This window comes from Pseudomonas atagonensis, from assembly GCF_011369485.1.
Taxonomy (GTDB): domain Bacteria; phylum Pseudomonadota; class Gammaproteobacteria; order Pseudomonadales; family Pseudomonadaceae; genus Aquipseudomonas; species Aquipseudomonas atagonensis.
The window spans coordinates 83,742-103,369 of the sequence record NZ_VXCA01000016.1; the positions used below are offsets into that span (position 1 = coordinate 83,742).

Annotated in this window: 17 protein-coding genes and 2 tRNA genes; 18 read left to right on the top strand and 1 reads right to left on the bottom strand. The window is 57.8% G+C overall.

The window, feature by feature from the left end; all coding sequences use genetic code 11:
* Window positions 1-4 precede the first annotated feature (4 nt).
* The 5 genes from dapB to F2P67_RS11600 all read left to right on the top strand — a co-directional run bounded on the left by dapB (window position 5) and on the right by F2P67_RS11600 (window position 6,464).
* Window positions 5-811 carry a 4-hydroxy-tetrahydrodipicolinate reductase gene (gene dapB, locus F2P67_RS11580; protein ID WP_166220434.1) on the top strand — a complete coding sequence of 269 codons (807 nt, stop codon included), beginning with the start codon at window positions 5-7 and terminating at the stop codon, window positions 809-811.
* Between the two features lie 257 nt (window positions 812-1,068).
* On the top strand, window positions 1,069-2,205 hold the full coding sequence (gene carA, locus F2P67_RS11585; RefSeq protein WP_064593337.1) for a glutamine-hydrolyzing carbamoyl-phosphate synthase small subunit: 1,137 nt from the start codon (window positions 1,069-1,071) through the stop codon (window positions 2,203-2,205).
* Between the two features lie 125 nt (window positions 2,206-2,330).
* The gene (gene carB, locus F2P67_RS11590; protein WP_166220436.1) at window positions 2,331-5,552 is read left to right on the top strand and encodes a carbamoyl-phosphate synthase large subunit; all 3,222 of its coding nucleotides are present in this window, start codon (window positions 2,331-2,333) and stop codon (window positions 5,550-5,552) included.
* A complete protein-coding gene (gene greA / locus F2P67_RS11595; RefSeq protein WP_166220439.1) occupies window positions 5,549-6,031 on the top strand; it encodes a transcription elongation factor GreA in 483 nt (160 codons plus the stop codon). The genes carB and greA overlap by 4 nt, the downstream gene beginning before the upstream one ends.
* A 28-nt stretch (window positions 6,032-6,059) precedes the next feature.
* Window positions 6,060-6,464 (top strand): MFS transporter, encoded by a 405-nt coding sequence (locus F2P67_RS11600; protein ID WP_166220538.1) that lies wholly within the window; start codon window positions 6,060-6,062, stop codon window positions 6,462-6,464.
* Between the two features lie 9 nt (window positions 6,465-6,473).
* On the opposite strand, the gene F2P67_RS11605 is transcribed toward F2P67_RS11600, so the two are convergent.
* Window positions 6,474-6,782 (bottom strand): YhbY family RNA-binding protein, encoded by a 309-nt coding sequence (locus F2P67_RS11605; protein ID WP_003221534.1) that lies wholly within the window; start codon window positions 6,780-6,782, stop codon window positions 6,474-6,476.
* Window positions 6,783-6,883: 101 nt separating this feature from the next.
* On the opposite strand from F2P67_RS11605, the gene rlmE reads away from it, so the two are divergent.
* The 13 genes from rlmE to truB all read left to right on the top strand — a co-directional run bounded on the left by rlmE (window position 6,884) and on the right by truB (window position 19,488).
* Window positions 6,884-7,513, top strand: a complete 630-nt coding sequence (gene rlmE, locus F2P67_RS11610; protein ID WP_166220441.1) for a 23S rRNA (uridine(2552)-2'-O)-methyltransferase RlmE — start codon at window positions 6,884-6,886, stop codon at window positions 7,511-7,513.
* A gap of 203 nt (window positions 7,514-7,716) precedes the next feature.
* Window positions 7,717-9,624 (top strand): ATP-dependent zinc metalloprotease FtsH, encoded by a 1,908-nt coding sequence (gene ftsH / locus F2P67_RS11615; RefSeq protein ID WP_166220443.1) that lies wholly within the window; start codon window positions 7,717-7,719, stop codon window positions 9,622-9,624.
* An 8-nt stretch (window positions 9,625-9,632) separates the two neighbouring features.
* The gene (gene folP, locus F2P67_RS11620; RefSeq protein ID WP_166220446.1) at window positions 9,633-10,484 is read left to right on the top strand and encodes a dihydropteroate synthase; all 852 of its coding nucleotides are present in this window, start codon (window positions 9,633-9,635) and stop codon (window positions 10,482-10,484) included.
* Window positions 10,485-10,500: 16 nt separating this feature from the next.
* Entirely contained in the window at window positions 10,501-11,838 is a 1,338-nt protein-coding gene (gene glmM / locus F2P67_RS11625; RefSeq protein ID WP_166220448.1) for a phosphoglucosamine mutase, read from the top strand.
* Between the two features lie 65 nt (window positions 11,839-11,903).
* Window positions 11,904-12,659, top strand: coding sequence for a triose-phosphate isomerase (gene tpiA, locus F2P67_RS11630; protein ID WP_166220450.1), 756 nt, complete (start codon window positions 11,904-11,906; stop codon window positions 12,657-12,659).
* Between the two features lie 4 nt (window positions 12,660-12,663).
* Window positions 12,664-13,050, top strand: coding sequence for a preprotein translocase subunit SecG (gene secG, locus F2P67_RS11635; protein WP_016986497.1), 387 nt, complete (start codon window positions 12,664-12,666; stop codon window positions 13,048-13,050).
* A gap of 22 nt (window positions 13,051-13,072) precedes the next feature.
* A tRNA-Leu gene (locus tag F2P67_RS11640) sits at window positions 13,073-13,158 on the top strand.
* 97 nt (window positions 13,159-13,255) lie between these two features.
* A tRNA-Met gene (locus F2P67_RS11645) sits at window positions 13,256-13,332 on the top strand.
* A gap of 138 nt (window positions 13,333-13,470) precedes the next feature.
* Window positions 13,471-13,929 (top strand): ribosome maturation factor RimP, encoded by a 459-nt coding sequence (gene rimP, locus F2P67_RS11650; protein WP_007973115.1) that lies wholly within the window; start codon window positions 13,471-13,473, stop codon window positions 13,927-13,929.
* Between the two features lie 47 nt (window positions 13,930-13,976).
* Window positions 13,977-15,458, top strand: a complete 1,482-nt coding sequence (nusA, locus tag F2P67_RS11655) for a transcription termination factor NusA (RefSeq protein ID WP_003221546.1) — start codon at window positions 13,977-13,979, stop codon at window positions 15,456-15,458.
* A gap of 27 nt (window positions 15,459-15,485) precedes the next feature.
* The gene (infB, locus tag F2P67_RS11660) at window positions 15,486-18,005 is read left to right on the top strand and encodes a translation initiation factor IF-2 (RefSeq protein WP_166220452.1); all 2,520 of its coding nucleotides are present in this window, start codon (window positions 15,486-15,488) and stop codon (window positions 18,003-18,005) included.
* Between the two features lie 159 nt (window positions 18,006-18,164).
* Window positions 18,165-18,566 (top strand): 30S ribosome-binding factor RbfA, encoded by a 402-nt coding sequence (rbfA, locus tag F2P67_RS11665; RefSeq protein ID WP_016771753.1) that lies wholly within the window; start codon window positions 18,165-18,167, stop codon window positions 18,564-18,566.
* A gap of 4 nt (window positions 18,567-18,570) precedes the next feature.
* On the top strand, window positions 18,571-19,488 hold the full coding sequence (truB, locus tag F2P67_RS11670) for a tRNA pseudouridine(55) synthase TruB (protein WP_166220454.1): 918 nt from the start codon (window positions 18,571-18,573) through the stop codon (window positions 19,486-19,488).
* Window positions 19,489-19,628: the final 140 nt, after the last annotated feature.

Below are 19,628 nucleotides of genomic sequence, written 5' to 3' on the forward strand. Positions count from 1 at the left end.
CGGCATGCGACGTATAGCTGTGATGGGCGCCGCCGGGCGCATGGGCAAGATTCTGGTCGAGGCCGTGCAGCAGCGCGCTCCGCTGACCGGTCTCACGGCCGCCATCGTCCGCCCCGGCAGCACGTTGATCGGCGTGGACGCCGGTGAGCTGGCTTCGCTGGGGCGAATCGGTGTGCCGTTGTCCGGCAATCTGGAATCGGTGGCTGAAGAGTTCGACGTGTTGATCGATTTCACCCTGCCGGAAGTCATGCTGAAAAACCTCGCGTTCTGCCGCAAGGCCGGCAAGGCCATGGTGATCGGCACGACCGGGCTGGATACGGCGCAGAAGCATCTGCTGGCTGAAGCGGGCAAAGACATTCCGATCGTGTTTGCCGCCAATTTCAGTGTCGGTGTAAACCTGTCGCTGAAACTGCTCGAGATGACGGCGCGTGTGCTGGGCGACGATGCAGACATCGAAATCATTGAGGCTCACCACCGTCACAAGATCGATGCGCCTTCCGGCACAGCTTTGCGCATGGGGGAAGTGATTGCCGATGCGCTGGATCGTGATCTGCAGAAGGTCGCGGTTTATGGTCGCGAAGGTCACACCGGTGCCCGTGAGCGCGAAACCATCGGTTTTGCCACTGTTCGCGGTGGGGATGTAGTGGGTGATCATACCGTGCTGTTTGCCTGTGAGGGCGAGCGTCTGGAAATCACTCATAAAGCGTCCAGCCGCATGACGTTTGCCAAAGGGGCGGTCCGTGCCGCGCTGTGGCTGGACGGTCGCGAGCCGGGTCTTTATGACATGCAGGATGTGCTCGAGCTGCACTGAGTCACGCTTTCATCCAGCGCAAACGCCCTGTTTGCGCTGGTTTTTCACCGCTGCGCGACGGCCTGTCGCATTCTCCGGCCTTTTAGGCTCTTTAGCGGTGGACCAAAAAAGCCTTTTTCTGTAAGCTACAGCTTTAGTGTGTCCACTAAAAGCGCGCAGAATAATTCAGTGAAGAAGCGGGGTGACGTGTCCATACGTCACTCCGCTTTTTTACAACCTGCGATTGCCCTTTCATGCGTTATTTACGGGAGGTCTTCTTGACTAAGCCAGCCATACTCGCCCTTGCTGATGGCAGCATTTTTCGCGGCGAAGCCATTGGAGCCGACGGTCAAACCGTTGGTGAGGTGGTGTTCAACACCGCAATGACCGGCTATCAGGAAATCCTTACCGATCCTTCCTACGCCCAACAGATCGTTACCCTGACTTACCCGCACATCGGCAACACCGGCACCACGCCGGAAGACGCTGAGTCCGACCGTGTCTGGTCCGCTGGCCTGGTCATCCGTGACCTGCCGCTGGTAGCGAGCAACTGGCGTAACACGATGTCCCTGTCCGACTACTTGAAGGCCAACAATGTTGTGGCCATCGCCGGTATCGACACGCGCCGCCTGACCCGCATCCTGCGTGAAAAAGGTGCGCAGAACGGCTGCATCATGGCCGGCGACAACATCTCCGAAGAAGCCGCAATTGCAGCTGCGCAAGGCTTCCCCGGCCTGAAAGGCATGGATCTGGCGAAAGTCGTCAGCACCAAGACTCAATACGAATGGCGCTCGACTGTCTGGGATCTGAAAACCGACAGCCATGCGACCATTGAAGCCTCCGAGCTGCCTTATCACGTTGTCGCCTACGACTACGGGGTCAAGGTCAACATCCTGCGCATGCTGGTCGAGCGCGGCTGCCGCGTTACCGTCGTGCCGGCGCAAACGCCTGCCGCCGACGTGCTGGCACTGAAGCCGGACGGTGTGTTCCTGTCCAACGGCCCTGGTGATCCGGAGCCGTGCGACTACGCGATCAAGGCGATCAAGGAAGTCCTGGAAACCGAAATTCCGGTCTTCGGCATCTGCCTCGGTCACCAACTGTTGGCTCTAGCCTCCGGCGCCAAGACCCTGAAAATGGGCCACGGCCACCATGGTGCCAACCACCCGGTGCAGGATCTGGACACTGGCGTTGTGATGATCACCAGCCAGAACCACGGTTTTGCTGTAGACGAAGCAACCCTGCCAGCCAACGTGCGTGCGATTCATAAATCGCTGTTCGACGGCACCCTGCAAGGCATCGAGCGCACCGACAAGAGCGCGTTCAGCTTCCAGGGCCACCCTGAAGCGAGCCCGGGCCCGAACGATGTGGCGCCGCTGTTCGACCGCTTCATCAACGAGATGGCCAAGCGACGCTAAGCGTTCGCCTTGAGACTGTAGAGAGAAGCCCTTGAGGGTGGCCCCGAATCCGGCGGCCCCCTCGGGACTTCAGAAATCGATCAAGACGGCTTGCCGACTGACCTGCGGATTTGAGTGACAAACCCATGCCAAAACGTACAGACATTAAAAGCATCCTGATTCTCGGCGCTGGCCCGATCGTTATCGGCCAGGCCTGCGAATTCGACTACTCCGGCGCCCAGGCCTGTAAAGCCCTGCGCGAAGAGGGTTACCGCGTCATCCTGGTGAACTCCAACCCGGCCACCATCATGACCGACCCGGACATGGCCGACGCCACCTACATCGAGCCGATCAAGTGGCAGACCGTTGCCAAGATCATCGAAAAAGAGCGTCCGGATGCGGTGCTGCCAACCATGGGCGGCCAGACTGCTCTGAACTGCGCCCTGGACCTGGAGCGTGAAGGCGTTCTGGAAAAGTTCGGCGTAGAAATGATCGGCGCCAACGCCGACACCATCGACAAGGCTGAAGACCGTTCGCGTTTCGACAAAGCCATGAAGTCGATCGGTCTGGAATGCCCGCGTTCCGGCATCGCCCACAGCATGGAAGAAGCCAACGCCGTTCTCGAACGCCTGGGCTTCCCCTGCATCATCCGTCCGTCCTTCACCATGGGCGGCACCGGTGGCGGTATCGCGTACAACCGTGAAGAGTTCGAAGAAATCTGCGCCCGTGGTCTCGACCTATCGCCGACCAAAGAGCTGCTGATCGACGAATCGCTGATCGGCTGGAAAGAATATGAGATGGAAGTTGTCCGCGACAAAAAGGACAACTGCATCATCGTCTGCTCCATCGAAAACTTTGACCCGATGGGCGTGCACACCGGTGACTCGATCACTGTTGCGCCAGCTCAGACCCTGACCGACAAGGAATACCAGATCCTGCGTAACGCCTCCCTGGCGGTACTGCGCGAGATCGGCGTCGAGACCGGCGGTTCCAACGTACAGTTCGGTATTTGCCCGGACACCGGCCGCATGGTCGTGATCGAGATGAACCCGCGCGTGTCGCGTTCCTCGGCACTGGCTTCGAAAGCCACCGGTTTCCCGATTGCCAAAGTCGCTGCCAAACTGGCTGTGGGTTATACCCTCGACGAACTGTCGAACGACATCACCGGCGGCAAGACCCCGGCGTCCTTCGAGCCGTCCATCGACTACGTCGTGACCAAGCTGCCACGTTTCGCCTTCGAAAAATTCGCCAACGCTGACGCGCGTCTGACTACTCAGATGAAGTCGGTGGGTGAAGTCATGGCCATCGGCCGTACCTTCCAGGAGTCCCTGCAGAAAGCTCTGCGCGGTCTGGAAGTGGGCGTTTGCGGTCTCGACGAGAAACTTGACCTGAGCAACCCGGAAAGCATGAGCGTGCTCAAGCGCGAACTGACCGTGCCGGGCGCTGAGCGTATCTGGTACGTGGCGGACGCTTTCCGCGCCGGCATGACCGTCGAAGACATCTTCGGCATGAACATGATCGACCCGTGGTTCCTGGTGCAGATCGAAGATCTGATCAAGGACGAAGAGCGGGTTAAGACCCTCGGCCTGTCGGCAATCGACCGCGACCTGATGTTCAAGCTCAAGCGCAAAGGCTTCTCCGATCAGCGTCTGGCCAAGCTGCTGGGCGTCACCGAGAAGAACCTGCGTACGCACCGCCAAAAGCTGGAAGTGTTCCCGGTCTACAAGCGCGTTGACACCTGCGCCGCTGAGTTCGCCACCGACACCGCCTACCTCTACTCGACGTACGAGGAAGAGTGCGAAGCCGCGCCGTCGGGCCGCGACAAAATCATGATTCTGGGTGGCGGTCCAAACCGTATCGGCCAGGGCATCGAGTTCGACTACTGCTGCGTTCACGCCGCCCTCGCTCTGCGCGAAGACGGTTACGAAACCATCATGGTCAACTGCAACCCGGAAACCGTTTCCACCGACTACGACACTTCCGACCGTCTGTACTTTGAGCCGGTAACCCTGGAAGACGTGCTGGAAATCTGCCGCGTCGAGAAGCCGAAAGGCGTGATCGTCCAGTACGGTGGCCAGACTCCGCTGAAGCTGGCTCGTGCTCTGGAAGCTGCCGGCGTGCCAATCATCGGCACCAGCCCTGACGCCATCGACCGCGCCGAAGACCGTGAGCGCTTCCAGCAAATGGTTGAGCGCCTGAACCTGCGTCAGCCGCCAAACGCTACCGTGCGCAGCGAAGACGAAGCTGTTCGCGCTGCCGCCAAAATCGGTTATCCGCTGGTAGTGCGCCCGTCCTACGTTCTGGGCGGTCGTGCGATGGAAATCGTTTACAAGGAAGACGAGCTCAAGCGCTACTTGCGTGACGCGGTGCAAGTGTCCAACGACAGCCCGGTGTTGCTCGACCACTTCCTCAACTGCGCCATCGAAATGGACGTGGATGCGGTCTGCGACGGTAAAGACGTGGTGATCGGCGCGATCATGCAGCACATCGAACAGGCGGGCGTTCACTCCGGTGACTCCGCGTGCTCGCTGCCGCCGTACTCGCTGCCGGCGCACATCCAAGACGAGATGCGCGAACAGGTCAAGAAAATGGCCCTGGAACTGGGCGTGGTCGGCCTGATGAACGTGCAGTTGGCGCTGCAAGGCGAAGACATCTACGTCATCGAAGTCAACCCGCGTGCTTCCCGTACCGTACCGTTTGTGTCCAAGTGCATCGGTGTTTCCCTGGCCATGATCGCTGCCCGCGTGATGGCTGGTAAAACCCTGAAAGAAATCGGCTTCACCAAAGAAATCATCCCGAACTTCTACAGTGTGAAAGAGGCGGTATTCCCGTTCGCCAAATTTCCTGGCGTTGACCCGATCCTCGGCCCAGAGATGAAGTCGACTGGTGAAGTGATGGGTGTCGGCGACACTTTCGGCGAAGCCTTTGCCAAGGCCCAGATGGGTGCGAGCGAAGTGCTGCCGACCGGCGGTACCGCCTTCATCAGCGTGCGTGACGATGACAAGCCGCTGGTTGCAGGCGTGGCCCGCGATCTGATCAACTTGGGCTTCGAAGTGGTTGCCACTGCCGGCACTGCCAAGCTGATCGAAGCCGCAGGCCTGAAAGTGCGTCGCGTGAACAAGGTGACCGAAGGTCGTCCGCACGTGGTCGACATGATCAAGAATGACGAAGTCACTTTGATCATCAACACCACCGAAGGTCGTCAGTCGATCGCTGATTCCTACTCCATTCGTCGTAATGCCCTGCAGCACAAGATTTACTGCACCACCACCATTGCTGCTGGCGAAGCTATCTGTGAAGCACTGAAGTTCGGTCCTGAAAAAACCGTGCGCCGCTTGCAGGATCTACACGCAGGATTGAAGGCATGAGCTTAGTTAAGTACCCAATGACCGTTCAGGGCGCTCGCGCCCTGGAAGAAGAACACGCTCACCTGACCAAGGTCGTTCGTCCGAAGCTCAGCCAGGACATCGGTACGGCCCGCGAGTTGGGTGACTTGAAGGAAAACGCGGAATACCATGCCGCTCGCGAGCAGCAAGGCATGGTCGAGGCGCGGATTCGTGACATCGAGGGCCGGATTCAGAATCAGGTGATCATTGATGTCACGACCATTCCTCATACCGGCAAAGTGATTTTCGGTACTACCGTCGAAATCGCCAACGTCGAAACCGATGAAAGCGTCACTTACCACATCGTGGGTGAGGATGAGGCCGACTTCAAACTCGGCAAGATTTCGGTGGGCTCGCCCCTGGCCCGTGCCTTGATCGGCAAGGAAGAGGGCGACGTGGTCGCCGTGAAAACGCCAAGTGGCGTAATCGAGTACGAGATTGTCGAAGTCCGTCACATCTGAAAGAAGGCGCCCGCTGCATGCGGGCGCCATGCTTTGGCAGTTGACCCAGATGCTGTGGGTCGGCGGCCTATGGCTGATTCATCTCGGTCTGCAGCCGGTGCTGGTTCAAATTGAACTGGCACCCCTGTTGATCGATGAGATTTCCAGCGTGTTTGAAGTGCTGGTGGTGGGATTTTCCGCCGCGTGCTTGATTTTCCAGGCTTTGGTGCTGATTCAGGCCGAGGGCCTTGTCAGTCTATGGCGGGATTTTCGCGGGCAGGTGCTGTTGATGGCGTTGTACGCGTGTGCGATGTTTTTCGCAGTGCGTGTCGGCTGGCCGGATGCGCAGCGCTGGCAGGTGTTCAGCTATATGGTTCTGGGGTTTTCCGGGCTGGTGCTGGTATTGCTGCCAGTGCCGGGATGGAGTGGCAGGGTGCGCGAAGCACACCCTTGACCCTTGTCATCACTTGAAGCGATGAACGTTCGACAGCTGCTTGTTGACGCTGAAGTTCTTGCGGTAAACCAGTGCCATTTTGCCGATGACCTGTACCAGGTCCGCTTTGCCGACTTTGCACAGTTCTGCGATGTGCGCCAGGCGCGACTCGCGATCAAGGATATTGAGCTTGATCTTGATCAGCTCGTGATCCGCCAAGGCACGTTCAAGTTCGGCTAAAACACCTTCAGTCAAACCGTTGTCAGCCACCGTCAGAACCGGTTTCAGGTGGTGGCCAATGGATTTGTACTGTTTCTTCTGCTCTGGAGTGAGCGGCATAATCTGACCCTTTCGTCTGGATTCTGTAAAATGGCGGCCATTTTACCCGAGGGCTCGTGGATCCGCCCAATTAATCACGACCCTAATCAACGAGGTGCCCAATGGCGCGTTCCAAGACAAGCCTTGGTTGGCTGAAAAGACATGTCAACGATCCCTATGTGAAGCAGGCTCAGAAGGATGGCTACCGCTCGCGTGCGAGTTACAAACTTCTGGAGATCCAGGAAAAATACAAGCTTATCCGTCCTGGCATGAACGTAGTGGATCTGGGCGCAGCGCCCGGTGGCTGGTCGCAGGTGACTAGCCGGCTGATCGGTGGTCAGGGGCGTCTGATCGCTTCGGACATCCTTGAGATGGACAGCATTCCTGACGTGACATTCATTCAGGGTGACTTCACCGAGGACGCGGTGCTCGCGCAAATTCTGGACGCCGTCGGTAATTCGCAGGTAGACCTTGTGATTTCCGATATGGCCCCCAATATGAGTGGTACGCCTGAAGTGGACATGCCCAAAGCCATGTTCCTTTGCGAGCTTGCGCTTGATCTGGCGGAGCGGATACTCAAGCCGGGTGGCAATTTCGTGATCAAGATTTTTCAGGGTGAAGGCTTCGATGTTTACCTGAAGGATGCTCGCAAGAAGTTCGACAAGATCCAGATGATCAAGCCGGACTCTTCCCGTGGCAGTTCCCGTGAGCAGTACATGCTGGCTTGGGGCTACCGCGGCTGTAGTGAGTAAAACGAGGTTTTTTGTGCGGGGTGATAGGTTTTTCGTATTTCGCCCTGCGTGCATAAGCGCATATTGTGTAGAAAGTGTTTCACAAAGGGTTACAGACGGCGCCTGCCAGAGCTGTAGGTAATGTAGTAAGTTAGGCCGGTGAATATCATGCGAAGCGCGCGCCAGTAGCGGAGCTTGCTTCAGAGGGTAGTTAATTGAACGATATGGCAAAGAATCTGATCCTGTGGTTGATCATCGCGGCTGTCCTGGTGACGGTGATGAACAACTTCTCCAGCCCTAACGAGCCGCAGACCCTCAACTATTCCGACTTCATCCAGCAGGTCAAGGATGGCAAGGTCGAGCGCGTAGCCGTTGATGGCTATGTGATTACCGGTAAGCGAAACGACGGCGACAGCTTCAAGACCATTCGTCCGGCAATTCAGGACAATGGCCTGATCGGCGATCTGGTTGACAACCACGTTGTGGTTGAAGGCAAGCAGCCTGAGCAGCAAAGCATCTGGACCCAGCTTCTGGTGGCCAGTTTCCCGATCCTGGTGATCATCGCGGTGTTCATGTTCTTCATGCGCCAGATGCAGGGCGGTGCCGGCGGCAAGGGCGGACCGATGAGCTTCGGCAAGAGCAAGGCGCGCCTGCTCTCTGAAGATCAGGTGAAAACCACATTGGCTGACGTTGCCGGTTGCGACGAAGCCAAGGAAGAAGTGGGCGAGCTCGTTGAGTTCCTGCGTGATCCGGGCAAGTTCCAGCGTCTGGGCGGCCGTATTCCTCGCGGTGTGCTGATGGTGGGTCCTCCGGGTACCGGTAAAACGTTGCTGGCCAAGGCGATTGCCGGCGAAGCCAAGGTTCCGTTCTTCACCATCTCCGGTTCCGACTTTGTCGAAATGTTTGTCGGGGTCGGCGCCAGCCGTGTGCGTGACATGTTTGAACAGGCCAAGAAGCACGCGCCTTGCATCATCTTCATCGACGAAATCGACGCTGTCGGTCGCCATCGTGGCGCCGGCATGGGGGGCGGTCACGACGAGCGCGAGCAGACGCTCAACCAGTTGCTGGTTGAGATGGACGGCTTCGAAATGAACGATGGCATCATCGTGATTGCTGCAACCAACCGTCCTGACGTACTCGACCCTGCGCTGCTGCGTCCGGGCCGTTTCGACCGTCAAGTTGTCGTGGGTCTGCCGGATATCCGTGGTCGCGAGCAGATTCTCAAAGTTCACATGCGCAAAGTGCCGATGGGTGACGACGTCGCTCCGGCCGTGATCGCACGTGGTACTCCTGGTTTCTCGGGTGCTGACCTGGCCAACCTGGTCAACGAAGCCTCGCTGTTTGCTGCACGCAGCGGCAAGCGCATCGTTGAAATGAAAGAATTCGAACTGGCGAAAGACAAGATCATGATGGGCGCCGAGCGCAAATCGATGGTCATGTCCGAGAAAGAAAAGCAGAACACTGCCTATCACGAAGCAGGCCACGCTATTGTTGGTCGCGTCGTGCCTGAGCATGATCCGGTGTACAAAGTATCGATCATCCCGCGCGGTCGTGCGCTGGGTGTGACTATGTTCCTGCCGGAAGAGGATCGCTACAGCCTGTCCAAGCGCGCACTGATCAGCCAGATCTGCTCGCTGTACGGTGGCCGTATTGCTGAAGAAATGACCCTTGGCTTCGATGGTGTTACCACCGGTGCTTCCAACGACATCATGCGTGCCAGTCAGATTGCGCGAAACATGGTGACCAAATGGGGCTTGTCGGAAAAACTCGGTCCATTGATGTACGCCGAAGAAGAGGGTGAAGTATTCCTCGGTCGCGGCGGTGGCGGTCAAAATGCAAGTTTCTCTGGTGAAACAGCCAAGCTGATCGACTCCGAAGTGCGCAGCATCATTGATCAGTGCTACGGCACCGCCAAGCAGATCCTCACGGACAACCGTGACAAGCTTGATGCCATGGCTGACGCTCTGATGAAGTACGAGACAATCGATGCAGAGCAGATCGACGACATCATGGCGGGTCGCACGCCTCGCGAACCGCGTGATTGGTCGGGTGGTACGGGTACTCCGCCACCACCAGTCGTTCAGGATGAGCGTCCGCAAACACCGATTGGTGGTCCGGCTGCTGACGTTTAAGGTTTGAAATGACTTCTGTACAGTCCCTGACCCGGTTGCCTTGCGGCAACCGGGTTCTTGATTTGGCCCATACGCATGTCATGGGCATTCTCAATGTCACTCCCGATTCCTTCTCTGATGGCGGCCAATACAGCCAGCTGGACGCGGCCTTGCGTCACGCGGAAGCCATGGTTGCAGCCGGTGCGACGCTGATTGATGTCGGTGGCGAGTCCACGCGTCCTGGCGCGCGAGCAGTCTCTCCGCTTGAAGAGCTTGAGCGCGTCGCGCCGATCGTCGAGCTGATCAATCGCGAGCTTGATGTGATCATCTCGGTCGACACCTCGACGCCGGCCGTGATGCGCGAAACGGCACGTCTTGGCGCGGGGTTGATCAATGATGTGCGATCACTGCAACGCGACGGTGCTCTGGATGCAGCGGCGGCGACAGGTCTTCCTGTCTGTCTGATGCACATGCTGGGTGAGCCTGGTGACATGCAGGACAATCCGCAGTATCAGGATGTCACCCGGGAAGTGGGTGAGTTTCTTGCTGAGCGGATGTCGGTTTGCGATTCGGCAGGCATCCCGGCCGAGCGCATCATTCTCGATCCCGGTTTCGGCTTCGCCAAAACCCTGCAGCACAATCTAAGCTTGTTCAAGCATATGGAAGCCTTGCATGCATTGGGGCGGCCACTGCTGGTCGGCGTTTCACGCAAGAGCATGATCGGGCATGCGCTCAATCGCCCGGTGGGTGAGCGTCTGCACGGCGGTCTGGCACTTGCTGCACTGGCGTCGGTCAAAGGTGCGCGTATATTGCGTGTCCATGATGTGGCGGAAACGGTAGATGTGGTGCGTATGATCGCGGCCGTGGAATCAGCCGAATAAGAATGAGGGAGCACTTATGAGCAAGAAATACTTTGGTACTGACGGCATTCGTGGTCGAGTCGGGGAATATCCGATTACTCCTGACTTCATGCTCAAGCTCGGCTGGGCCGCCGGTATGGCGTTCCGTAAGATGGGTGCCTGCAAAGTGCTCGTCGGCAAAGACACAAGAATTTCCGGATATATGTTCGAGTCGGCGCTGGAGGCGGGTCTGACTTCTGCTGGTGCCGATGTGATGCTGCTCGGCCCTATGCCGACGCCGGCCATCGCCTATCTGTCTCGTACGTTCCAGGCTGAGGCCGGTATCGTGATCAGTGCATCGCACAATCCGCATGACGATAACGGCATCAAGTTCTTCTCTGGCAAAGGCACCAAGTTGCCGGATGAGCTGGAGCTTATGATCGAAGAGTTGCTCGATACCCCGATGACCGTGGTCGAATCGAGCAAGATTGGCAAGGTATCGCGAATCAACGATGCCTCCGGTCGCTACATCGAATTCTGCAAGAGCAGCGTTCCGACCGGCACCAGTTTTTCCGGACTCAAGATCGTCATCGATTGTGCTCATGGTGCGACCTATAAAGTCGCTCCAAGCGTGTTTCGCGAGTTGGGTGCGGAAGTTGTGGTGTTGTCGGCGCAGCCCAATGGCCTGAACATCAATGATAATTGCGGTTCGACCCATATGGGGCCGTTGCAGGCCGCGGTGCTGGCCGAGCACGCCGATCTGGGCATCGCGTTCGATGGTGATGGTGATCGGGTGCTGATGGTTGATCATACTGGCGCTATTGTTGATGGCGACGAGTTGTTGTTCATCATCGCCCGGGATCTGCATGAGCGCGGCAAGCTGCAGGGCGGCGTAGTGGGTACCCTGATGAGCAACCTCGGTCTGGAACTGGCGCTGGCGGATCTTTCGATCCCGTTTATCCGTGCCAACGTTGGCGACCGGTATGTGATCGCTGAGTTGCTGGAGCGCAACTGGCTGGTCGGTGGTGAGAACTCGGGGCATGTCGTTTGCTTCAATCACACCACGACGGGCGATGCGATCATTGCCGCGCTGCAGGTGTTGATGGCGCTGAAGACGCGTAATGAAGGTCTGGCGCAAACCCGGCAAGCGTTGCGTAAGTGTCCTCAGGTCCTGATCAACGTGCGTTTCGGCGGCGGCGAAAGCCCGCTGGAGCATCCGGCTGTCAAGGAAGCCAGTGCGCGTGTCACCCAGGCAATGGCGGGGCGTGGGCGTGTTCTTTTGCGCAAGTCCGGTACAGAGCCTCTGGTGCGCGTGATGGTCGAAGGCGAAGACGAAACCCAGGTTCGTAACTACGCGGAAGAACTGGCAAAACTGGTAACTGAAGTTTCTGCCTGATACGGCTTGCAAGCCATGATTGTGTTGGGTAACATCTGCGCCCACTTTGACCGACGAGGTACAGCATGCGTCGCCCTATGGTAGCTGGTAACTGGAAGATGCACGGTACCCGCGCCAGCGTCGCTGAGCTGATCAACGGCCTTCGTCATCTGGCCTTGCCGAGCAGTGTCGATGTAGCGGTATTCCCGCCTTGCTTGTATATCAATCAAGTGATTGATGGCTTGAAAGGCAAGTCGATTTCGGTCGGCGCGCAGAACTCTGCGGTGGAATCCATGCAGGGTGCATTGACCGGTGAGATCGCGCCGAGTCAGTTGGTGGATGCAGGTTGTTCCCTTGTGCTTGTCGGGCACTCCGAACGCCGTCAGATAATGGGCGAGCGAGACGGAATGCTGAATCGCAAGTTTGCAGCGGCGCAAGCATGCGGCTTAATTCCGGTGTTGTGTGTAGGGGAGACCCTCGAGCAGCGCGAAGCCGGAAAAACTCTTGAAGTTGTCGGGCGTCAGCTGGGCAGCATCATCGAGGAGCTGGGTGTAGGTGCCTTTGCCAAGGCAGTCATCGCTTACGAGCCGGTCTGGGCTATTGGTACCGGACTGACTGCAACGCCGCAACAGGCGCAGGATGTGCATAAAGCCATCCGCGAGCAGTTGGCGGCAGAGAATTCTGAAGTGGCACGAGGTGTGCGGCTTCTATACGGCGGCAGCGTGAAGGCGGCCAATGCGGTCGAACTGTTCGGCATGCCGGATATCGATGGGGGGCTCATTGGTGGAGCTTCCCTGAATGCAGATGAGTTCGGTGCGATTTGTCGCGCCGCGGGAAACTGAAAAAATGCTGGAAACAGTCGTAGTCGTTTTTCATCTGCTGGGTGCATTGGGCGTAGTTGCTCTGGTTTTGCTGCAGCAGGGTAAAGGTGCGGATGCTGGCGCGTCTTTCGGAGCAGGTGCTTCAAATACTGTGTTCGGAAGCCAAGGTTCCTCTACCTTTCTTAGTAAGTTTACTGCTATACTTGCCGCCGGTTTCTTCATAACCAGCTTGGGGTTAGGTTACTTTGCTAAAGAGAAGGCTCATCAGCTGACTCAGGCAGGTCTCCCAAATCCAGCAGTGTTGGAAGTACCTAAGCAACAACAACCGGCTTCTGATGATGTCCCGGTGCTTCAAGAGCAAAAGTCGGCTACTCCAGCGACTGACGTACCTCCAGCTCAAGAGCAGAAGTAAGAAGGGTTTCAAACGTAGTTTTGCCGAGGTGGTGGAATTGGTAGACACGCAACCTTGAGGTGGTTGTGCCCATAGGGTGTAGGGGTTCGAGTCCCCTTCTCGGTACCAATTAGTCAGGAGAGCCCGCTGTTGCGGGCTTTCTTGCAGGTGGAAGGTTACATTGACCCTATAAGGGATCGGTCGTATACTTCCGCCCCAGCTTTGTCGCGGGGTGGAGCAGTCTGGTAGCTCGTCGGGCTCATAACCCGAAGGTCGTCGGTTCAAATCCGGCCCCCGCAACCAGTTTAAGGAGCCCCTTTTAAGGGGCTTTTTGTTAGCTGGACACTTTCAACGCCGCTGTTTGACGGCGTTTCAAGGATGGGCGTTTCGCCCATTTTTTTATTCTGCATAGCATGCACATACATGCACGAGGGGGTTCAGGTGTCGAGCAAGCTAGAAGAGTTGCAGGCCTTGCTGGCCCCGGTGGTCGTGGCCCTAGGCTATGAATGCTGGGGTATTGAGTTTTCGGCTCAAGGTCGTCACTCGATGTTGCGCGTTTATATCGATAAAGAGGGCGGTGTGCTGGTGGACGACTGCGCCATTGTCAGCCGTCAGATCAGCGGTGTACTGGATGTTGAAGATCCGATCTCCGTTGAATACACCCTCGAAGTTTCCTCGCCTGGCATGGAGCGCCCACTGTTCACTCTTGAGCAGTTTGCAAAATTTGCCGGTGAACAAGTGAAGATCAAGCTGCGCTCGCCTTTTGAAGGTCGACGCAACTTTCAGGGCCTTCTGCGCGGTGTAGAAGAACAGGATGTCGTGGTGCAGGTAGAAGACCATGAGTTCCTGTTGCCGATCGATATGATCGACAAGGCCAACATTATTCCCAGTTTTGACTGAGACGCGGATCCCGCGGATCCAATGGCTTGCGAAAGGCGAGGCGTACGATGAGCAAAGAAGTACTGCTGGTTGTTGAGTCGGTATCCAATGAAAAGGGCGTACCGGCAAGCGTAATTTTTGAAGCGCTGGAGCTGGCTCTGGCCACTGCTACCAAAAAGCGTTTTGAAGACGAAGTTGACCTGCGTGTGGAAATTAACCGCCACACCGGTTCTTACGAAACCTTCCGTCGCTGGACGGTCGTCGAAGAGAACGATCTCGACGATCCGGCTATCGAAACCTGGCCGAGCAAGGTTGCCGAAACGCATCCTGGCGCCAAGGTTGGCGACGTCGTTGAAGAAAAGATCGAATCCATCGAGTTCGGCCGCATCGCTGCACAGACTGCCAAGCAAGTCATTGTGCAGAAAGTGCGTGAAGCCGAGCGCGCTCAAGTGGTTGACGCCTATCGCGAGCGCCTGGGAGAAATCATCTCCGGCACCGTGAAGAAAGTGACCCGCGACAACGTGATCGTCGATCTGGGTAACAACGCCGAGGCGCTGCTGGCCCGTGAAGACATCATTTCTCGCGAAACCTTCCGTGTCGGTGTGCGTCTGCGTGCACTGCTCAAGGAAATCCGCACCGAGAACCGCGGCCCGCAGCTGATCCTGTCGCGTACCGCGCCGGAAATGCTGATCGAGCTGTTCCGTATCGAAGTGCCGGAAATTGCTGAAGGCCTGATCGAAGTAATGGCAGCGTCCCGTGATCCGGGTTCGCGTGCCAAGATCGCCGTTCGCTCCAAGGACAAACGCATCGACCCGCAAGGCGCGTGCATCGGTATGCGCGGTTCGCGCGTCCAAGCCGTGTCGGGCGAGTTGGGTGGCGAGCGTGTTGATATCGTTCTGTGGGACGACAACCCGGCTCAGTTCGTGATCAACGCCATGTCCCCGGCAGAGGTTGCGGCAATTATCGTTGACGAAGATGCCCACGCAATGGACATCGCCGTTGGCGCAGACAATCTGGCTCAGGCCATCGGTCGCGGTGGTCAGAACGTGCGTCTGGCCAGCCAATTGACTGGCTGGACCCTGAACGTGATGACCGAATCGGACATCCAGGCTAAGCAGCAAGCAGAAACCGGCGACATCCTGCGCAACTTCATCGACGAGCTGGAAGTCGACGAAGAACTGGCTCAGGTGCTGGTTGATGAAGGCTTCACCAGCCTGGAAGAGATTGCCTACGTACCGTTGGAAGAAATGCTCAACATCGACGGCTTTGACGAAGACATCGTCAACGAGCTTCGCGCTCGTGCCAAGGATCGCTTGTTGACCAAAGCCATCGCTACTGAGGAAAAGCTGGCAGACGCCCATCCGGCCGAAGACCTGCTCTCGCTTGAGGGTATGGACAAGGATTTGGCGATGGAACTGGCGGTGCGCGGCGTAATTACCCGCGAAGACCTGGCCGAGCAGTCTATTGACGACCTGCTCGACATCGACGGCATTGACGATGATCGTGCCGGCAAGTTGATCATGGCCGCCCGAGCCCACTGGTTCGAGTAATTAGGCGCGGCCTGAGGAGAGAAGTGCATGACGCAAGTCACGGTGAAACAACTGGCCGATGAGGTCAAAACACCGGTAGAGCGCCTGTTGCAGCAGATGCGTGAGGCAGGTCTGCCGCACACCGCCGCCGAAGAAAATGTGACTGACAGTGAGAAGCAGTCCCTGCTGACTCACTTGAAAAGCAGCCACAAGGCGAAAGTGGAAGAACCACGCAAGATCACGCTGCAGCGTAAAACCACCAGCACCCTGCGTGTGGCTGGTAGCAAGAGCATCAGCGTAGAAGTTCGCAAGAAGAAAGTTTTCGTACAGCGTAGCCCGGAAGAAATCGAAGCCGAGCGCAAGCGTGAACTGGATGAGCGTCGCGCAGTAGAGAATGCTGCCCGTCAGAAGGCTGAAGAAGAAGCCAAGCAGCGCGCCGAAGAAGAAGCGCGTCGCCAGCCTGCTGCTGCGTCGACTGCTCCTTCGGACGCGGTTGCAGCACCTGCTCCAGTGGCTGAACCTGTGCGTGAAGCTGCGCCGGTTGTAGCCGCTGCGCCGGCTGCCGACACTCGCAAGCGTGACGAACAGCGCCGTCCGGACAAGCCACGTGCCGACGATAACAATCGTCGCGGTGGTGGTGATGGCGAGCGCAAAAACGCTCCGCATCGCGCATCGGTCAAAGAAAAAGCGCCAGCACCACGTGTGGCGCCACGCACTACCGACGAAGAAAGCGATGGCTTCCGTCGTGGTGGTCGCGGCAAGGCCAAGCTGAAGAAACGCAACGCTCACGGTTTCCAGAGCCCGACCGGCCCTGTCGTGCGTGAAGTGAAGATCGGCGAAACCATCACTGTTGGCGATCTCGCTCAGCAGATGTCGGTCAAGGCTGCCGAAATCATCAAGTTCATGTTCAAGCTGGGTACTCCGGCCACCATCAACCAGGTACTGGATCAGGAAACTGCCCAACTGGTTGCTGAAGAGCTGGGCCACAAAGTGACCCTGGTCAGCGACACCGCCCTGGAAGATTCCCTGGCAGAGTCCCTGAAGTTCGAAGGTGAAGCGGTTCCTCGTGCGCCGGTCGTGACCGTAATGGGTCACGTTGACCACGGTAAGACCTCGCTGCTCGACTACATCCGTCGTGCGAAGGTTGCTGCTGGCGAAGCCGGCGGTATCACACAGCACATCGGTGCGTACCACGTTGAAACCGAACGCGGCATGGTCACCTTCCTCGACACCCCGGGTCACGCTGCGTTTACCGCAATGCGTGCTCGTGGTGCCAAGGCGACTGACATCGTGATCCTCGTGGTTGCGGCCGACGACGGCGTGATGCCACAAACCATTGAAGCGGTTCAGCACGCGGTAGCGGCTGGCGTTCCATTGGTCGTTGCGGTGAACAAGATCGACAAGCCGGGCGCCGATCTCGATCGCATCCGTAGCGAACTGTCGACTCACGGCGTGACGTCCGAAGAGTGGGGTGGCGATACTCCATTCGTACCGGTTTCCGCGAAGATGGGTACCGGCGTTGACGAACTGCTCGAAGCTGTTCTGCTGCAAGCCGAAGTTCTCGAACTGACCGCTACTCCGTCGGCTCCAGGCCGTGGTGTTGTGGTTGAATCGCGCCTCGACAAGGGCCGCGGCCCGGTGGCAACTGTTCTGGTTCAGGACGGTACGCTGCGTCAAGGCGACATGGTGCTGGTCGGCTCGAACTATGGCCGTGTGCGCGCCATGCTCGACGAGAACGGCAAGCCAATCAAGGAAGCAGGTCCGGCCATTCCGGTCGAGATCCTCGGTCTTGACGGTACGCCGGACGCTGGCGATGAGATGAGCGTGGTTGCTGACGAGAAGAAAGCCCGTGAAGTGGCTCTGTTCCGTCAAGGCAAGTTCCGCGAAGTCAAACTGGCTCGCGCTCACGCCGGCAAGCTGGAAAACATCTTCGAAAACATGGGTCAGGAAGAGAAGAAGACGCTCAACATCGTCCTCAAATCCGACGTCCGTGGTTCGCTGGAAGCTTTGCAGGGCGCTCTGAATGGCCTGGGCAACGACGAAGTGCAAGTGCGCGTAGTCGGTGGCGGTGTCGGTGGTATCACCGAATCCGACGCCAACCTGGCACTGGCTTCCAACGCTGTACTGTTCGGCTTCAACGTGCGTGCCGATGCTGGCGCACGGAAGATCGTCGAGCAGGAAGGTCTGGATATGCGTTACTACAACGTGATCTACGACATCATCGAAGACGTCAAGAAAGCCCTGACCGGTATGCTCGGCAGCGATGTTCGCGAGAACATCCTGGGCGTGGCCGAAGTGCGTGACGTATTCCGTTCGCCGAAGTTTGGCGCGATCGCAGGCTGCATGGTGATCGAAGGTGTTGTGCACCGTAACCGTCCGATCCGTGTACTGCGTGAAGACATCGTTATCTTCGAAGGCGAGCTGGAATCCCTGCGCCGCTTCAAGGATGACGCTTCCGAAGTACGTGCCGGCATGGAATGCGGTATCGGCGTGAAGAGCTACAACGACGTCAAAGTCGGTGACAAGATCGAAGTCTTCGAGAAGGTTCAGGTTGCTCGCAGCCTCTAACTCGCGCACTTCAAGGGCCACGTCGAGCCGCCGTATGCAAATGCGCGCCACGGCGTCAGGACTCTAAACGCAACGCCCGGTCTGGCTTTTGTCAGGCCGGGCGTTTGCCGCTTTCAGACCTTGCGGGTTTCACCGTGGGGCAGTAACAGGTAACAAATCATGGCAAAAGAATACAGCCGTACCCAACGTATCGGCGATCAGATGCAGCGTGAGCTGGCACAGTTGATCCGTCGTGAAGTCAAAGACCCGCGCGTCGGCCTGGTCACCATTACCGCTGTGGAAGTCAGCCGTGACGTCGGTCACGCGAAAATTTTCATCACCGTGATGGGGCAGGACAACGCCGAAGACATCGCGCAAAGCATCAAGGTGCTGAACGCTGCTGCAGGTTTCCTGCGCATGCAGCTGGCCCGTGAAATGAAGCTGCGCAGCGTGCCGCAATTGCACTTCCACTACGACGAATCCGTTGTCCGTGGTGCGCACCTGTCGGCCCTGATCGAGCGCGCCGTGGCTGAAGACAATCAGCACGTGGCAGCTCCAGCACCTGAAGACACCAAGGAGTAATTCGGTGGCTCAGGTCAAACGTATCCGTCGTAACGTCAGCGGTATCATCCTGCTCGACAAGCCGTTGGGATTCACCTCCAACGCCGCACTGCAGAAGGTTCGCTGGTTGCTCAACGCCGAGAAGGCCGGCCACACCGGCAGTCTCGACCCGCTGGCCACCGGTGTATTGCCGCTGTGCTTTGGCGAGGCAACCAAGTTCTCGCAATATCTGCTCGATTCCGACAAGGGTTATGAAACCCTGGCGCAACTGGGCAAGACCACCACCACGGCGGACGCTGAAGGTGAGGTTTTGCAGGAACGCCCGGTGACCGTTGGTCGCGTCGATGTCGAGGCTGTTTTGCCGAAATTTCGCGGCCAAATCAGCCAGATACCGCCGATGTACTCGGCCCTCAAGCGTGATGGTCAGCCGCTGTACAAGCTGGCCCGTGCAGGCGAAGTAGTGGAGCGCGAACCGCGTTCTGTTACTATTGCGCGCTTGGAATTGCTGGCCTTCGAAGGCGATACTGCGCGTCTTGCGGTGGACTGCAGCAAGGGCACCTATATTCGCACCCTCGTGGAGGATATCGGTGAGCAACTCGGTTGTGGTGCGTACGTCGCTGAATTGCGTCGTACCCAGGCCGGGCCTTTCACCCTGGCGCAGACCGTGACCCTCGAAGAGCTTGAAGCGGTACATGCCGAAGGCGGCAACGAAGCGGTCGACCGCTTCCTGATGCCATCGGACAGCGGCCTGCAGGATTGGCCGCTGCTGCACTTCTCGGAAGCGAGCGCGTTCTACTGGCTCAACGGTCAGCCGGTGCGCGCCCCGGATGCTCCGAAGTTCGGCATGGTGCGAGTACAGGATCACAATGGTCGCTTCATCGGTATCGGTGAAGTGAGCGAAGACGGGCGCATCGCGCCACGTCGATTGATTCGGTCGGAATGACCGGAACCGGTTCGTGTAACAGCGAACCGGCGAGTGTGGCTGTTAACAGGCACGGTCATCACTCATTTATAGATACAGGGATTTGTCCCTGGCCTGTTGAAGCTGTTTTTCTGAAACAGTTTCCTGATAAAAGGATTGCC

Coding starts and splice junctions, on each gene's coding strand:
- greA (WP_166220439.1), top strand. CDS start 5,549: ATGAGCTTAGTTAAGTACCCAATGACCGTTCAGGGCGCTCGCGCCCTG.
- folP (WP_166220446.1), top strand. CDS start 9,633: ATGACTTCTGTACAGTCCCTGACCCGGTTGCCTTGCGGCAACCGGGTT.
- F2P67_RS11600 (WP_166220538.1), top strand. CDS start 6,060: ATGCTTTGGCAGTTGACCCAGATGCTGTGGGTCGGCGGCCTATGGCTG.
- ftsH (WP_166220443.1), top strand. CDS start 7,717: ATGGCAAAGAATCTGATCCTGTGGTTGATCATCGCGGCTGTCCTGGTG.
- infB (WP_166220452.1), top strand. CDS start 15,486: ATGACGCAAGTCACGGTGAAACAACTGGCCGATGAGGTCAAAACACCG.
- secG (WP_016986497.1), top strand. CDS start 12,664: ATGCTGGAAACAGTCGTAGTCGTTTTTCATCTGCTGGGTGCATTGGGC.
- rbfA (WP_016771753.1), top strand. CDS start 18,165: ATGGCAAAAGAATACAGCCGTACCCAACGTATCGGCGATCAGATGCAG.
- rlmE (WP_166220441.1), top strand. CDS start 6,884: ATGGCGCGTTCCAAGACAAGCCTTGGTTGGCTGAAAAGACATGTCAAC.
- F2P67_RS11605 (WP_003221534.1), bottom strand. CDS start 6,782: ATGCCGCTCACTCCAGAGCAGAAGAAACAGTACAAATCCATTGGCCAC.
- glmM (WP_166220448.1), top strand. CDS start 10,501: ATGAGCAAGAAATACTTTGGTACTGACGGCATTCGTGGTCGAGTCGGG.
- dapB (WP_166220434.1), top strand. CDS start 5: ATGCGACGTATAGCTGTGATGGGCGCCGCCGGGCGCATGGGCAAGATT.
- nusA (WP_003221546.1), top strand. CDS start 13,977: ATGAGCAAAGAAGTACTGCTGGTTGTTGAGTCGGTATCCAATGAAAAG.
- tpiA (WP_166220450.1), top strand. CDS start 11,904: ATGCGTCGCCCTATGGTAGCTGGTAACTGGAAGATGCACGGTACCCGC.
- carB (WP_166220436.1), top strand. CDS start 2,331: ATGCCAAAACGTACAGACATTAAAAGCATCCTGATTCTCGGCGCTGGC.